Raw genomic sequence first — 15,422 nt, forward strand, 5'->3', positions numbered from 1 at the left:
AGACCGACATGAACATGATGAGCAACAAGGAAACCGGCTTCGCCGACCTGCTCGGCAACGGCCAGACCCTCAAGCAGTACCGCGACGCGATCCTCGAACGCACCCACGCCACCGGCCACTACAACGGCCTCACGCGGCTCGACCTGCGCGAATCGGACCCGATCCGCTACGAGAAGCTGTTCTCCAAGCTGCGCGGCGGCCTCGTGCATGCGCGGGAAACCGCCAAGAAGATCGCCGCCAGCCCCATCGTGGAGCAGGAGGGCGAACTGTGCTTCACCCTCTACAACGCCGCGGGCGACTGTGTGCTGACCTCCACCGGCATCATCATCCACGTGGGCACCATGGGGGCGGCGATCAAGTACATGATCGAGAACAACTGGGAGACCAACCCCGGCATCGATCCCGGCGACATGTTCACCAACAACGATTGCTCCATCGGCAACGTGCACCCCTGCGACATCGCCACCATCGTGCCGATCTTCGCCCACGGCAAGCTGATCGGCTGGGTGGGCGGGGTGACCCACGTGATCGACACCGGCGCGGTGACGCCGGGCTCCATGTCCACGGGCCAGGTGCAGCGTTTCGGCGACGGCTACATGATCACCTGCCGCAAGACGGGGGTGAACGACCAGCCCCTGCGCGACTGGCTGCACGAGAGCCAGCGCTCGGTGCGCACGCCCAAGTACTGGATCCTCGACGAGAAGACGCGCATCGCCGGCTGCCACATGATCCGCAGCCTGGTGGAGGAAGTGATTGCCGAGGAGGGCCTGGAGGCCTACGAGAAGTTCGCCTTCGAAGTCATCGAGGAAGGCCGCCGGGGGCTGGCCACGCGGCTGAAGGCCATGACCCTGCCGGGCAAGTACCGCAAGGTGGCCTTCGTGGACGTGCCCTACGCCCACCCGGACGTGCAGACCTCCTCGGCCTTCGCCAAGCTCGATTCCATCATGCACTCCCCGGTGGAGATGGAGATCCGCCGGGACGGCACCTGGCGCCTGGACTTCGAAGGCGCGAGCCGCTGGGGCTGGCACAGCTACAACGCCCACCAGGTCGCCTTCACCAGCGGCATCTGGGTGATGATGACCCAGACCCTGGTGCCCACCCAGCGCATCAACGACGGCGCCTACTACGGCACCGAGTTCCGCCTGCCCAAGGGCGCGTGGATGAACCCGGACGACCGCCGCACCGGCCACGCCTACGCCTGGCACTTCCTGGTCTCGGGCTGGAGCGCGCTGTGGCGCGGCCTCTCCCAGGCCTACTTCAGCCGCGGCTATCTGGAAGAGGTCAACGCCGGCAACGCCAACACCTCCAACTGGCTGCAGGGCGGCGGCATCAACCAGGACGGGGACATCCACGCGGTGAACTCCTTCGAGGCCAGCGCCTGCGGCACCGGCGCGGGCGCCATCAAGGACGGCCTCAACCACGCCGCGGCGATCTGGAACCCGGAAGGCGACATGGGCGACATCGAGATCTGGGAGATGGCCGAACCGCTCATCTACCTCGGGCGCAACGCCAAGGCCAATTCCGGCGGCTACGGCAAGTACCGCGGCGGCTGCGGTTTCGAGACCCTGCGCATGGTGTGGAAGGCCCAGGACTGGACCATGTTCTTCATGGGCAACGGCTTCATGAACAGCGACTGGGGCCTGATGGGCGGGTATCCGTCCGCCACCGGCTACCGCTTCGAGGCCCACAAGACCGGCCTCAAGGAGCGCATCGCCATCGGCGACAGCCTGCCGCTGGGCCCCGACGCCAACCCGGACGCGCCCGACTACGAGCACCACATCGACGCCGGCGCGCGGATCAAGCGCGACCACCAGTGCATGACCACCGAGGATTGCTACGAGAACTACGACCTCTACCTCAACTACCTGCGCGGCGGCCCCGGCTTCGGCGACCCGCTCGACCGGGAGCCCGAGGCCATCGCCCGCGACCTCAACAACGCCTGGCTGCTGCCCGAGTACGCCGAGAAGGTCTATGGCGCGATGATCAGCCAGGACGACAAGGGGGTGTGGAGCGTGGACGCCGCGGCCACCGCGAAGCGCCGCACCGAGGTGCGCAGGGAACGCCTCGCCCGCGCAGTGCCGACCCGCGAGTGGATGCACGAGGAACGCGAACGCATCCTCACCAAGCACGCCAGCGCGCCAGTGAAGCACATGTTCGCCACCAGCTTCGGCCTGTCGCAGAAATTCCTCGCCGAGTTCAAGGCCTTCTGGAACCTGCCCCAGGACTGGTCGCTGCCCGAGGACGAACTCGACGTGCCGTCCTACGGCTCCCGGTACCGCATGGACCTCTCGAAGATGCCCGACGTGAAAACCGTCGTGCTCGTCGAGGAGTGAGCCCCGCCATCCACCCGTGACACACGCCGCCGGCCACGGCCGGCGGCCCACACGAAATCAGGAGACACATCATGACGACCTACACCAAGGAACAGGTCAGCAAGCTCGTCGACGGCAAGCTCGACTGGGACACCACGCTGCGCATGCTCGCCATGCCCAAGGACAAGGAACGCTTCGCGCTCTACCTCGAGGCGCTGCAGAAGAAGGTGAGCTGGCCGGACAGGATCGTGCTGCCGCTGGGGCCCCACCTCCACATCGCCCAGTCGGCGCAGACGAAGCAGTGGGTGACCAAGTGCGAGTGCGGCCACGAGTTCGGCGACTACCGCGAAAACTGGAAGCTCAACGCCGCCATCTACGTGCGCGACACCGAGGAGGCCATGGCGGAGGTCTATCCACGCCTGATGGCGCCGGACACCACCTGGCAGGTGTATCGCGAGTACTACTGCCCCGCCTGCGGCACCCTGCACGACGTGGAGGCGCCGACCCCCTGGTATCCCGTGATCCACGACTTCGAGCCCGACATCGAAGCCTTCTACGAGGAATGGGTCGGCCTGCCGGTGCCGGAAAAGGCCGCCTGAGAGCCCGCCGTTTTCCTCCCCCGTTCCCGGCGGGCGCCGGCCGGTGCCCGCCGGTTTTTCCCCCGAGTGCTCGCCGCACGGGCGAGCCCCATGGAGACGATCCGATGACGGAAACCCGTCTTGCGCACGGCACGCCCTTCGCGGACACCGCGCTCTACCGCTTCCTGCACGACTACGGCCATGCCGACCTGGGCGCCCTGCACGCCTGCGCCCGGGAAGAACCCGTGCGCTTCTGGGCCGAGGTGGAGGACGCCGTCGGCCTGCGCTGGACGCGGCGCTACCGCACGGTGTGCGACCTCTCCGCCGGCCCCATGTGGCCGCGCTGGTTCGTGGACGGCGAACTCGACCTGTTCGACAACCTGGTCGGCCGCATCGCCCACGAGGACCCCGCCCGGCCCGCGCTGGTCTGGGAAGGGGACGACGGCGCGACCCGCCGCTTCAGCTACGCCGAACTCGACCGGGAGGCACGGCGGCTGGCGGCGGCCTTCGAGCGGCTGGGCGTCGCGCCCGGCGCGCGCATCGCCATGTACCTGCCCATGGTGCCCGAGACCGCGGTGGTGTTCCTCGCCGCCGCGCGCCTGGGCGCCATCGTGCTGCCGCTCTTCTCCGGCTACGGCGCCGACGCGGTGGCGAACCGGCTCGCCGACAGCGGCGCGGCCGTGATGGTGTGCGCCGACGGCTACCTGCGGCGCGGCCGGCGCGTGGACATGCTGGCCGAAGCCCGTGCCGCTGCGACCGCCGCGGGCCTGGCACACCTGCTGGTGGTGCCACGGCTCGGCACCTTTGCGGCGCCGACGCCGGGCGGCGGCTGGCGCGAATGGGACTACGGCGTCCTGCTCGCGGCCTGCGAACCGGCCGGCGGCGCGGCCCCCCATCCGGCCGACGCGCCGCTGCTGATCCTCTACACCTCGGGCACCACCGGGCGGCCCAAGGGCGTGGTGCATACCCATGCGGGCTTCCCCCTCAAGGCCGCCCAGGACATGCTCATGGCCTTCGACCTCGGCCCCGGCGACCGCCTGATGTGGATCACCGACATGGGCTGGATGATGGGCCCGTGGCTGGTGTTCGGCGGCCTGCTGCGGGGCGCGACGCTGGTGTTCTTCGAAGGCACGCCCGACCATCCCGCACCCGACCGCATCTGGCAGCTCGCGGCGCGCCACCGGCTCACCCATCTCGGCCTCTCGCCCACCCTGGTGCGCCTGCTGATGGCCGCGGGCGAGGCCGGCCTGCCGCGGCCGGGCCTGCCCGAAAGCCTGCGCGTCTTCGGCTCCACCGGCGAACCGTGGAACGACGCCCCCTGGCACTGGCTGTTCGACACCGTGGGCCAGGGGCGCTGCCCCATCATCAACTATTCGGGCGGCACCGAGATCGGCGGCGGCATCCTCGCCTGCTTCGCGGGCCTGCCGCAGAAACCCTGCGGCTTCCACGGGCCGATCCCCGGGATGCAAGCCGACGTGGTGGATACGGCGGGCCGCTCCCTCCCCGGAGGCGGCGGCACGGACGAGGTGGGCGAACTCGTGCTGCGCGCGCCCTGGCCGGGCATGGCCCACGGCTTCTGGCAGGACGACGCGCGCTACCTGGAAACCTACTGGGCGCGCTTCCCGGGCCTGTGGATGCATGGCGACTGGGCGCGGGTGGACGGCGACGGCCACTGGTTCATCCAGGGGCGCAGCGACGACACCCTCAAGATCGCGGGCAAGCGCGTCGGGCCGGCCGAATACGAATCCGCGCTGGTGGCCCATCCGCTGGTGGCGGAGGCGGTGGCCATCGGCGTACCCGACCCGGTGAAGGGCGAGGTGGCGACCTGCTTCGTGACCATTGCCCCATCCGCCCGCGGCGCGGCGCAGGACTGGACCGCGCTGGAGGCGGAACTCGTCGCCCACGTGGCCGCCCAGTTGGGCAAGCCGCTCGCCCCGGCGCGGGTGCATCGCGTGGGGGCCCTGCCCCGCACCCGCAACGGCAAGATCCTGCGCCGCGTGGTGCGCGCGGTATGGCTCGGCAAGGAGACGGGCGACCTCGGTTCGCTCGAGAACCCCGAGGCGCTCGACGCCCTGCGGCGCTGCCGCGAGGCCTTCGCGGCAATGGCCTGAAGCGTTCGATTTCCGGACGTTCGGCGTCGATCCAACGTCCGGAAATCGAACGCGCCACACCATCCATAAATGAGCCTTCGCACGCCCGTTCCGCAAACGGACGCACGGACGCCGTTCCCGCGCAGCCCGCTCGCGGCCGGCGGGCTGGCATTTCCTTTGCTAAGCTACAAACGCCCGTTCGGCTGGCAGCAAACGCACGCCGTCGCAGCGGGCAAACGTCACGAAGCAGTGCGCCATGCGCGACGGCACCGCCGATCGCCCGTTGCCGCCAGAGCAGCCGGGCCGCCGCTTCCGCCAAGGAGGAGACCGAACGGATGACGTGGACATCTGACGGGCAACGTTTTTCCGAGCCCGGCAACGACTCGGCGGTGATGGCCGCCTGGGAACGCTTCCTCGACGGCAGCGGCCGGCCCGACGATGCGCTGCGCAGCCTGGTGGAAGGTTCCTGGCTGCGCTGCCGCGAACACAACGTGGACCCGGACAAGCGCAGCGCACCGCCGCCGGTGGCGGAATCGCGGCTCGAATCCCTGCGCAACACCCACGCCGAACTGGTGGATGCGAGCGCGCCCGTGATGGCCTGTGCGCGCGATTTCCTCGCCGAGACCGGCACGGTCATGGCGCTTGCCGACACCCGCTGCACCATCCTCAGCATGGAGGGCGACACCCGCACCCTGGGCGCGGCGGAGAACATCCACCTGCTGCCGGGCGTGGCGTGGAGCGAACGCGTGTGCGGCACCAATGCCATCGGCACCGCGCTGGCGGTGGGCGAACCGGTGCAGATCCATTCCGCCGAGCATTACTGCGCGGGCATCAAGCGCTGGACCTGTTCGGCCACGGTGATCCGCCACCCCAGCGACGGCGAGATCCTCGGCGTGGTGGACGTCTCGGGGCTGTCGGAAACCTACAACCGGCAGAGCCTCGCCCTCGTCGTCACCACCGCCAACCGCATCGAGAGCCGGCTCGCGATGCGCGAGACCGAACTGCGCCTGCAGCTCCTGGAAGCCGCCCTGCCCTACTGGTCGTCGGCGACCGACAGCGTGGTGCTGTTCGACCGCCGCGGCTACCCCATCAAGGCCAACGGCAACGCCCAGGCGGTGCTCGCCGCGCTCGGCGCCGATCTGGACCTCAGCCGGCCGCGCCGCATGCCGGCGCTGGCCCTCGATGGCGACATGGCCGATCTGCCGCCCTGGCTGCGTCCGGAGTGGCTCGCCCCCGTGACCGAGGGGGGCGAGCGCATCGGCACCCTGCTGATCCTGTCGCTGCCCTCCCTCGCCCGTACGCGCAAGCCGGCCCCCGAAGCCGCCGAACGCCCGCCGGGCGGCTTCGAGCACATCGTCACCGGCGACCCGGGGCTGCGGGCCGTGGTCAGGAAGGCCGGGCAGCTCGCCGGTTCGCCCGTGCCGGTGCTGCTGTTGGGCGAGACGGGCGTGGGCAAGGAGGAGTTCGCCCAGGGCCTCCACCGCGCCAGCCCCTTCGCCGACGGCCCCTTCGTGCCGCTCAACTGCGGCGGCCTGTCGCGGGAACTGCTCGCCAGTGAACTCTTCGGCTACGTGGACGGCGCCTTCACGGGCGCCCGGCGCGGCGGCCTGATCGGCAAGATCGAGGCGGCCAACGGCGGCACCCTGTTCCTCGACGAGATCGGCGAGATGTCCATGGATCTGCAGCCGCATCTGCTGCGCGTGCTGGAGCATGGAGAAATCTACCGCCTGGGCGAGAACGCGCCGCGCAGGACCGACTTCCGCCTGGTGGCCGCCACCAACCGGGATCTGCGCCAGGACGTGGCCGCCGGCCGTTTCCGCATGGACCTGTACTACCGCGTCGCGGTGACCTCGATCCGCCTCCCCGCCCTGCGCGACCGCCCGGGCGACATCGCGCTGCTGGTCCGGCACTTCCTCGCCCATTTCGCCGAACGCCACGGCCGGCCGCTGCCTGCGGTCGACGACGCGGTGCTCGAACGGCTCGTCGCCTATGCCTGGCCGGGCAACGTGCGCGAATTGCGCAACGTGGTGGAGAACATGCTGCTGGTCTGCGACGGCGATCGTCTCACCCTGGACATACTGCCGCCGGAGCTGGAGGACGCCGCCTCCCCGATGATCCCGGGCACCGCCGCACCGGCAGCAGGCCAGCGGATCAGCGAAGTCGAGGCCGACCTGATCCGCCGCACCATCGCCGCCACGGGCGGCAACCTGACCCGTGCAGCCGACCGCCTGGCCATTGCCAAGAGTACGCTGTATCAGAAACTCAAGGATTACGGGCTGTACGAGGAAGTATCGCTACAACGCGGCCAGCGGCTGGGCTGCGGCCGCTAGCGCTGGCGGGAAAAGACTGCCGGACGCCCCAGACCGTGCTGACGGCATTCCGCGGACCTGGTGGGCGGATCGGCTAGTGCTGGGCGCTGCCGTCCGTCTGATACTTCGGTGAGCGGGGGCCGTACAGAATGCCGTTGGGGCGGCCGGCGAACAGCAGGCGGCCGCTGGTGATGCCGGCGATCGGATGGGAACGGTCGGTCGAGCTTTCGACGATCTGATTGACCAGCGCCGAAACCAGCATGCCCACCAGACCGCCGCCCGAACTGCGGCCTTCGGCGCTGGAAGCCGTCGCCGCCCCTTCCCACAGGACCCGTTCCGTCCTCAGGTCCACCAGACGCGCTTCGGCCGTCACCCGGCTTTCGCTGGAGAGAACCGCGTAGGTCGTGCCGTACTGCTTGATGTCGATGTAGAGCACGGCGTCGGCACCGAATATCTCGCGCAGCTTCCGCAGCCCGACTTCGTGCATTTCGGCGGAGTTGTGGAGCCCGTTCTGGCGGAAGGTCTCGTTGACCAGCGTGACCGGGAAGACGTAGTACCCCGATTCGGCCAGCGGCAGCGTCACCTGGGACAGCATGCTGTTGGTGGCCGACACGTCGAGCGAGGAGTTCAGCGGCGGCAGGACCAGGATGGAGGCAGGACGGCTTTCCTTGAAGGCCGCGTAGTCGTACTGCTGCGGCTGCGTCGCGCAGCCGGAAGCCAGCAGGACTGCGAACAGGGAAAGGGTGCCGTACCTGGCGAAAATGGCTTTGAATGCTTGCATGTCGAACCCGTCCGGTTGCTACCTGGTCTTCGAGCGCATCAGGAAGTCGATGTAGGCGGCACCTTCCGGATACTGGGCCTTCTCGGCCTCGAAGTATTGGGCCATCCGATCACCCTGCTCCTTTTCGGCATACAGGATGCCGAGATGGGCCTGATATCCGGGAGGGAGCGGTTTTCCGGTCGCACGCGCCTCCTCTATCCCTGCCTCCAGGGCGGCGATCTGTTCATCCGGCCCTTTCTCACCGGTCAAATGGCCATATACCTGGGGCTGATATCCGCCCCAGTAGTACAGCGGGCCGGGACCCGTCGCGGCACAACCCGACAGCATGAGCACGCCCGCCAGGGACAGGGCCCGGAGAGGGCAGGAATCAAGCAGCCCCATGGATCGATCTCCCTTCGAAGCGATCATTGCGCCGGCTGCCATGCACCGGACTCGATGCCTGCGACCAGATTGTCGACGGCCTGGCGCATGGCCAGATCCAGCACCTTGCCGTTCAGGGTCGAGTCGTAGCTCGCGGTACCGCCGAAGCCGATGACCTCGCGGTTGTCCAGGCTGTATTCCCCCGCCCCCTGGGCGGAGAACACGACTTCCGAGGTTTCCACCTCGACGACGTTCAGGTTGACCTTGGCGTAGGCGACCTGCGACTTGCCGCGCCCCAGGATGCCGAAGAGCTGCCGGTCGCCGGTTTCCTTGCGGCCGAATTCGGTGACGTCGCCGGTAATCACATAGGACGCGCCCTTGAGTTTCTGCGCCCTCTTGGCAAGCGCCGCCTCCTGCGCGATCTCGGGCATGTTGTCGCGGTCCAGGACGTTGAAGCGCCCCGTCTGCTGCAGATGGGTGATCAGGATCGTCTTGGCCTGGCTGCCCAGGCGATCCACGCCGTCGGTGAAGATTCCGCGCATGAAGCTCGAACGGTTGTCGAACTTTCCGACCGCGATCTGACTGCGGGCGCCATGGTAGGAAACGCCTGCGGAGGCGGTTTTCGCCACTTCCAGGGTGCGCGACTGCTCGGTCGCACATCCGGAGAGCAGCGCCGCGCCTCCCATGACGGCGCAAGCGGCGAGGACTTTCCCAAGAGCGGACATTCGAATCATTCGATGGGCCTTCTTCAGTTGGTTATTGGCGCGTATGCCGTTTCGCCGGAAAGCGCAGGAAGATGCCATCGACAAATGCACATGTCAAGGCAAGGCGAGAAAAAGCCCGGCATGCCGTGCCGGGCTTCGCAGATTTTCCAGCTCCGGACGGTACCCGGCTGCCGGGTCGCTGCTCACTCGACGGTGACGCTCTTCGCCAGGTTGCGCGGCTTGTCCACGTCCGTGCCCTTGACCAGCGCGGCGTGGTAGGAGAGCAGTTGCAGCGGGACGACGTGCAGCACCGGCGAGAGCATGCCGTAGTGCTCGGGCAGTTGCAGGATGTGCACGCCCTCGGATTCGGCGATCTCGCTGCCGGCATCGGCGAAGACGTAGAGTTCGCCGCCGCGCGCGCGCACTTCCTGCAGGTTGGACTTGAGCTTTTCCAGCAGCCTGTTGGCCGGTGCGACGGCGATCACCGGCATGTTCTTGTCCACCAGCGCCAGCGGGCCGTGCTTGAGTTCGCCGGCGGCGTAGGCTTCGGCGTGGATGTAGGAGATTTCCTTGAGCTTCAGCGCGCCTTCCATGGCGATGGGCCAGTGGCTGCCGCGGCCGAGGAAGAGGGCGTGCTGCTTGCCGGCGAAGCGCTGCGCCCAGCGTTCGATGGCGGGTTCCAGTTCCAGCACCTTCTGCACCGCCACCGGCAGGTGGCGGAGATTCTGCAGGTGGTGCGCCTCGTCTTCGGCCGGCAGCCGGCCGCCGAGCTTGGCGAGGGTGAGCGTGAGCAGCGCCAGGGCGGCGAGCTGGGTGGTGAAGGCCTTGGTGGAGGCCACGCCGATCTCGGGGCCGGCGCGGGTGATGAAGCGCAGGCTCGCCTCGCGCACGATGGCCGATTCCGGCACGTTGCAGATCGCCAGCGTGCGCTGCATGCCTTGGGCGAGGGCGTGCTTGAGCGCGGCGAGCGTATCGGCGGTTTCGCCGGACTGGGAGATGACCACCACCAAGGTGTCGGGGTCGGGCACGGAGTCGCGGTAGCGGTATTCGCTGGCGATCTCCACCGTGCACGGCAGCTTCGCCACCGATTCCAGCCAGTAGCGCGCCACCAGGCCGGCGTGGTAGCTGGTGCCGCAGGCGAGCACGAGCACGCGCCTGACGCCGTCGAGCACCTCGGGGGCGCGCGCGCCGAAGAGCTGGGGCGTGACCGAACCGCCGCCGGCGATGATCTCCAGCGTTTGCGCCAGGGCCTGGGGCTGTTCGAAGATTTCCTTCTGCATGTAGTGGCGGAACTGGCCCAGTTCCACGGCGTCGGCCGACAGGCTGGACAGATGGACCGGCCGTTCCACCGGGCTGCCGTCTGCGCGCACGATGCGGTAACCGCCGACGCACAGTTCGGCCACGTCGCCGTCTTCCAGGTAAACGACGTTGCGCGTGACCTGCAGCAGCGCGGCGGTGTCGGAGGCGGCATACATGCCGCCCTCGCCCACGCCCAGCAGCAGCGGGGCGCCGCTGCGCGCCACCACCGCGCGCGCCGGATCGGCTTCGCTGAGGACACCGATGGCGTAGGCGCCGGTGAGTTCGACGGTGGCCTGGCGCACCGCGTCGAAGAGATCGGCGCCGGCGGCGAGCTTGCTGTGGATGAGGTGGGCGATGGCCTCGGTGTCGGTGTCGGACTCGAACACGTAGCCGCGATTCTCCAGCGCGCTCTTGATGGCCTCGAAGTTCTCGATGATGCCGTTGTGCACCACGGCGAGGCCGCCGGAGACGTGCGGGTGGGCGTTGCGCTCCGAGGGCACGCCGTGGGTGGCCCAGCGCGTGTGGGCGATGCCGACACGCGCGCTGGCGCCTTCGCGGGCGGCCAGCGCAGCCAGATCGGCTACCCGGCCCGCCGAGCGCACGCGGCGCAGGCGCCCGTCGGCCACCACCGCCAGGCCGGCGGAATCGTAGCCGCGGTATTCGAGCTTGCGCAGGCCTTCGAGCAGGACCGGCACGATGTCGGAAGTGGAAATAGCGGTGACGATGCCGCACATGGTCAGGCTCCTTGCTTGTTCTTGACCGGCCGCTGCCAGCCCGCGAGGCTCACCTGGCGGGCGCGCGACACGGTGAGCTGGCCGGCCGGCGCATCCTTGGTGAGCGTGGTGCCGGCGCCCAGCGTGGCGCCGCGGCCGACGCGCACGGGCGCGACGAGTTGGGTGTCGGAACCGATGAAGGCGTCGTCCTCGATCACCGTGAGGTGCTTGTTGGCGCCGTCGTAGTTGCAGGTGATGGTGCCGGCGCCGATGTTGACCCGGCTGCCGATCTCCGCGTCGCCCACATAGGCCAGGTGGTTGGCCTTGGAATGGTCGGCGATGCGGCTGTTCTTCACTTCGACGAAGTTGCCCAGGTGGACGTCGGTGCCCAGCTCGGTGCCGGGACGGGTGCGCGCGTAGGGGCCGATCACGCAGGACTCGCCGGTGCGCGTGGCTTCCACGTGGGAGAAGGGCGCGATGCGGCTGCCTGCGCCGATGACCGCGTCGCGAAGCACGCAGTGGGCGCCCACGCGCACGCCGTCGGCCAGCTCCACCCGGCCTTCGAAGACGCAATTGACGTCGATCTCCACGTCGCGCCCGCACACCAGTTCACCGCGCACGTCGATGCGAACCGGGTCGATCAGGGTGACGCCCTCGTCCATCAGCCGCTGCGCGATGTTGCGCTGGTGGATGCGTTCCAGTTCCGCGAGTTGGGGCTTGCTGTTGACGCCCAGGGTTTCCCACACCGCATCCGGACTTTCGGTGACTACCTCGACGCCGTCGGCCACGGCCAGGCCGATGATGTCGGTCAGATAGTACTCGCCCTGCGCGTTGTCGTTGCCGATGCGGGAGAGCCAATCGCGCAGGCGCGCCACCGGGGCGACCAGGATGCCGGTGTTGATCTCGCGTACCCGGCGTTCGTCCGGGCTGGCGTCCTTCTCCTCGACGATGCGGAGCACGCGCCCGGCACCGTCGCGCAGGATGCGCCCGTAGCCGGCGGGGTCGTCCAGTTCCACCGTGAGCAGCGCCAGACGGCTGTCGCCGGCCGCCGCGGCCAGGCGCTGCAGCGTGGCCGCGCCGATCAGCGGCACGTCGCCGTACAGCACCAGCGCGCGTTCGTCGTCGCTCAAACGGGGCAGGGCCTGCAGCACGGCGTGCCCGGTGCCGTGCTGCTCGGCCTGCAGTGCCCAGGCGAGATCGGCGTCGGGGAAACGCTCGCGCACCGCCTCGCCGCCATGACCGTGGACCACGCAGATGCACGCGGGCTGCAGGCGGCGGGCGGTGTCCAGCACGTGCGCCAGCAGCGGCCGGCCGGCGAGGGGCTGCAGCACCTTGGGCAGTGCCGAACGCATGCGCTTGCCCTGGCCGGCGGCGAGTACGACCACTTCCATGAAAGCTCCGGGAGAACGTCGGAATAGCGCGCGATTTTATCATGCAGCCCTGCAACGCCCGGTGTGGCAGGTGTTACACCGCGTTCATGCTGCATCGCACACAAAAGTCGACCATGATCTGACAGTGGTAATTGTTCGCAGCTAGAATCAACCTGTTGCAACGCATATATCTACGGAGCAAGACCGCCCATGGAGCACGCAGTCCAGCAATTCATCCAGAACCGCACCTTCGACGAGATCCAGGTCGGCGACTTCTCCCAGTTGGTGCGTACGCTGAAGCCCGAGGACATCCACCTGTTCGCGGTCATGTCCGGCGACGTCAACCCCACCCATGTGGACCCGGAGTTCGCCCGCTCCAGCCAGTTCCGCGAGGTGGTCGGGCACAGCATGTGGGGCAGCACGCTGATCTCCACCGTGCTCGGCACCGAATTCCCCGGCCCCGGCACCGTGTACGTGTCGCAGGGGCTGAACTTCTGGCGTCCGATCACCATCGGCGACACGCTGACCATCACCGTGACCTGCCGCGAGAAGTTCGAGCACAACCACCACATCGTGTTCGACTGCCTGGCGGTCAACCAGGACGGCCTCAAGGTCATCGACGGCACGGCCGAAGTGGCCGCGCCCACCGAGAAGATCAAGCGCACGCGGGTCAATCTGCCGGAGGTCACGATCTCCGACCGCGAGCTGCGCTACACCCATCTGCTGTCGATCAGCGCCGGGCTGGCCCCGATCCCCATCGCGGTCGCCCATCCCTGCGACGCCGAGTCCCTGCGCGGCCCGGTACAGGCGGCCAAGGCCGGGCTGGTGGACCCCATCCTGGTGGGCCCCGAGGCCAGGATCCGCGCCGTCGCCGAGGAGTACGACATCGACATTCGCGGCCTGCGCATCCTCGACGTACCGCACAGCCATGCGGCGGCCGAGGCCGCCGTCACACTGTGCCGCGACGGCGGCGCCGAGGCGCTGATGAAGGGGTCGCTGCACACCGACGAACTGATGAGCGCGGTGGTGTCCAAGGAAGGTGGCCTGCGCACCGCGCGCCGCATCAGCCACGTCTTCCTTGCCGACGTGCCGACCTACCCGCACCCGCTGATGATCACCGATGCGGCGATCAACATCGAGCCCTCGCTGGAGGTCAAGGTCGACATCATCCAGAACGCCATCGACCTCGCCCACATCCTGGGCCTGAAGGAACCCAAGGTGGCCATCCTGTCGGCGGTGGAAACCGTCACCCCGAAGATCCGCTCCACCATCGACGCCGCCGCCCTGTGCAAGATGGCCGATCGCGGCCAGATCAAGGGCGGGCTGCTGGACGGCCCGCTCGCCTTCGACAACGCGGTGTCGCTGGTCGCCGCCAAGACCAAGGGCATCCGCTCGGCGGTGGCCGGCAATGCCGACATCCTGGTGGTGCCGGATCTCGAATCCGGCAACATGGTCGCCAAACAGCTCGAATACCTGGCCGACGCGCTGATGGCCGGCGTGGTGCTGGGCGCGCGCGTGCCCATCGTGCTGACCAGCCGCGCCGACACCGCCGAAACCCGCGCCGCGTCCTGCGCCATCGTGCAATTGATGGCCCACAGGAAGCGCGAGGCGCTGCTCGCATGAAGGCCGTACTCGTCCTCAACGCCGGCTCGTCCAGCCTGAAGTTCGCGCTGTTCGCCGCCGAACCGCAACTGGCCGACACGCCGGCGCTGTCGGGCCAGGTGGAGGGCATCGGTGCCACCCCCGAACTGACCGCGCGCGACGCCTCGGGCGAACGCTTCCAGGAGCCGGTGACCACCGCCGGCGGGCAGACGGAGCAGCATCGCGACTCGCTGACCCACCTGTTCCGCTGGCTCACCGCCCACAACCCGGACCTGGAGATCGTCGCCGCCGGCCACCGCGTCGTGCACGGCGGCGAGCGCTACAGCGCGCCGGTGCGCCTCACCGAGGCCGTACTGCAGGAACTTGACCATTTCGTACCGCTCGCTCCGCTGCATCAGCCGCACAATCTGCGCGCGGTGCGCGCAGTGGCCGCGCTGCTGCCGGAAATTCCCCAGGTGGGCTGCTTCGATACCGCCTTCCACCGCACCCAGCCGCCGCTCGCCCAGGCCTTCGCATTGCCGCGCGCCTTGAGTGCCGAAGGCGTCAAGCGCTACGGCTTCCACGGCCTGTCCTACGATTACGTGGCGCGCAGCCTGCCGGGAGTGATCGGCGAACGGGCGCACGGCGCGGTGGTGATCGCCCACCTGGGCAACGGTTCATCCATGTGCGCGCTGCGCGACGGCAAGAGCGTGGCCACCACGATGGGCTTCACCGCCGTGGAGGGCCTGGTGATGGGTACCCGCAGCGGCAGCCTGGACCCCGGCGTGCTGCTCTACCTGATGGATCAGAAGGGCATGGACGCCAAGGCGCTGACCCGCCTGGTGTACAAGGAATCCGGCCTGCTGGGCGTGTCGGGCATCAGCCAGGACATGCGCACCCTGTTGGCTTCGGCGGCGCCCGAAGCCAGGGAAGCGGTGGACCTGTACTGCTACCGCATCGCGCGCGAGCTCGGCTCCCTCGCCGCCGCGGCCGGCGGCCTGGACGCACTGGTGTTCACCGGCGGCATCGGCGAGCACGCCGCGCCGGTACGCGAGAAGGTCGCGGAACTGTCCGCCTGGCTGGGGGTGAAGATCGACCCCGCGGCCAACGCCGCCCACACCACGCGCATCGACAGTGCGGACAGCAAGGTTGCCGTGGCAGTGATGCCCACCAACGAGGAGGGCATGATCGCGCGCTACACCGTGGAGTTGCTCGGCGGTTGAGATCGGCCCCGTAGGAGCGGCCTTGGCCGCGATGCGGCGGTGGTTTTCTCGTAGGCCGTATCGCGGCCAAGGCCGCTCCTACAATCGCAGCAGACGGACAAA

The 15,422-nt window shown here is 68.8% G+C and carries 11 protein-coding genes; 6 read left to right on the forward strand and 5 right to left on the reverse strand.

Going from position 1 to position 15,422, the window contains the following annotated elements:
- Nucleotides 1–8 precede the first annotated feature (8 nt).
- From E6O51_RS14840 to E6O51_RS14855, 4 genes are all read left to right on the forward strand, one after another.
- Nucleotides 9–2,333 (forward strand): hydantoinase B/oxoprolinase family protein, encoded by a 2,325-nt coding sequence (locus E6O51_RS14840; protein ID WP_136385778.1) that lies wholly within the window; start codon nucleotides 9–11, stop codon nucleotides 2,331–2,333.
- A gap of 71 nt (nucleotides 2,334–2,404) precedes the next feature.
- Complete coding sequence (locus tag E6O51_RS14845; RefSeq protein ID WP_136385779.1) at nucleotides 2,405–2,911, forward strand: acetone carboxylase subunit gamma; 507 nt, start codon at nucleotides 2,405–2,407, stop codon at nucleotides 2,909–2,911.
- 104 nt (nucleotides 2,912–3,015) lie between these two features.
- The gene (locus E6O51_RS14850) at nucleotides 3,016–5,001 is read left to right on the forward strand and encodes an AMP-binding protein (protein WP_136385780.1); all 1,986 of its coding nucleotides are present in this window, start codon (nucleotides 3,016–3,018) and stop codon (nucleotides 4,999–5,001) included.
- A 314-nt stretch (nucleotides 5,002–5,315) separates the two neighbouring features.
- Nucleotides 5,316–7,310, forward strand: coding sequence for a sigma-54-dependent Fis family transcriptional regulator (locus tag E6O51_RS14855; protein WP_136385781.1), 1,995 nt, complete (start codon nucleotides 5,316–5,318; stop codon nucleotides 7,308–7,310).
- A 73-nt stretch (nucleotides 7,311–7,383) separates the two neighbouring features.
- On the opposite strand, the gene E6O51_RS14860 is transcribed toward E6O51_RS14855, so the two are convergent.
- The 5 genes from E6O51_RS14860 to glmU form a co-directional block, all read right to left on the reverse strand.
- Entirely contained in the window at nucleotides 7,384–8,070 is a 687-nt protein-coding gene (locus E6O51_RS14860; RefSeq protein ID WP_136385782.1) for a DUF799 domain-containing protein, read from the reverse strand.
- A gap of 18 nt (nucleotides 8,071–8,088) precedes the next feature.
- Nucleotides 8,089–8,451 (reverse strand): DUF4810 domain-containing protein, encoded by a 363-nt coding sequence (locus E6O51_RS14865; protein WP_136385783.1) that lies wholly within the window; start codon nucleotides 8,449–8,451, stop codon nucleotides 8,089–8,091.
- 23 nt (nucleotides 8,452–8,474) lie between these two features.
- Nucleotides 8,475–9,155 (reverse strand): CsgG/HfaB family protein, encoded by a 681-nt coding sequence (locus tag E6O51_RS14870; protein ID WP_136385784.1) that lies wholly within the window; start codon nucleotides 9,153–9,155, stop codon nucleotides 8,475–8,477.
- 182 nt (nucleotides 9,156–9,337) lie between these two features.
- A complete protein-coding gene (gene glmS, locus E6O51_RS14875; RefSeq protein WP_136385785.1) occupies nucleotides 9,338–11,167 on the reverse strand; it encodes a glutamine--fructose-6-phosphate transaminase (isomerizing) in 1,830 nt (609 codons plus the stop codon).
- 2 nt (nucleotides 11,168–11,169) lie between these two features.
- Nucleotides 11,170–12,537, reverse strand: a complete 1,368-nt coding sequence (glmU, locus tag E6O51_RS14880) for a bifunctional UDP-N-acetylglucosamine diphosphorylase/glucosamine-1-phosphate N-acetyltransferase GlmU (protein WP_136385786.1) — start codon at nucleotides 12,535–12,537, stop codon at nucleotides 11,170–11,172.
- Nucleotides 12,538–12,726: 189 nt separating this feature from the next.
- Here glmU and E6O51_RS14885 point away from each other — a divergent pair, with 189 nt between their 5' ends.
- Nucleotides 12,727–14,139 (forward strand): bifunctional enoyl-CoA hydratase/phosphate acetyltransferase, encoded by a 1,413-nt coding sequence (locus tag E6O51_RS14885; RefSeq protein ID WP_136385787.1) that lies wholly within the window; start codon nucleotides 12,727–12,729, stop codon nucleotides 14,137–14,139.
- Nucleotides 14,136–15,320: an acetate/propionate family kinase gene (locus E6O51_RS14890; RefSeq protein ID WP_136385788.1), complete on the forward strand. Its 1,185-nt coding sequence runs from the start codon at nucleotides 14,136–14,138 to the stop codon at nucleotides 15,318–15,320. Before E6O51_RS14885 ends, E6O51_RS14890 begins: the two co-directional genes overlap by 4 nt.
- Nucleotides 15,321–15,422: the final 102 nt, after the last annotated feature.

This window comes from Pseudothauera rhizosphaerae (assembly GCF_004801305.1).
GTDB lineage: Bacteria > Pseudomonadota > Gammaproteobacteria > Burkholderiales > Rhodocyclaceae > Pseudothauera > Pseudothauera rhizosphaerae.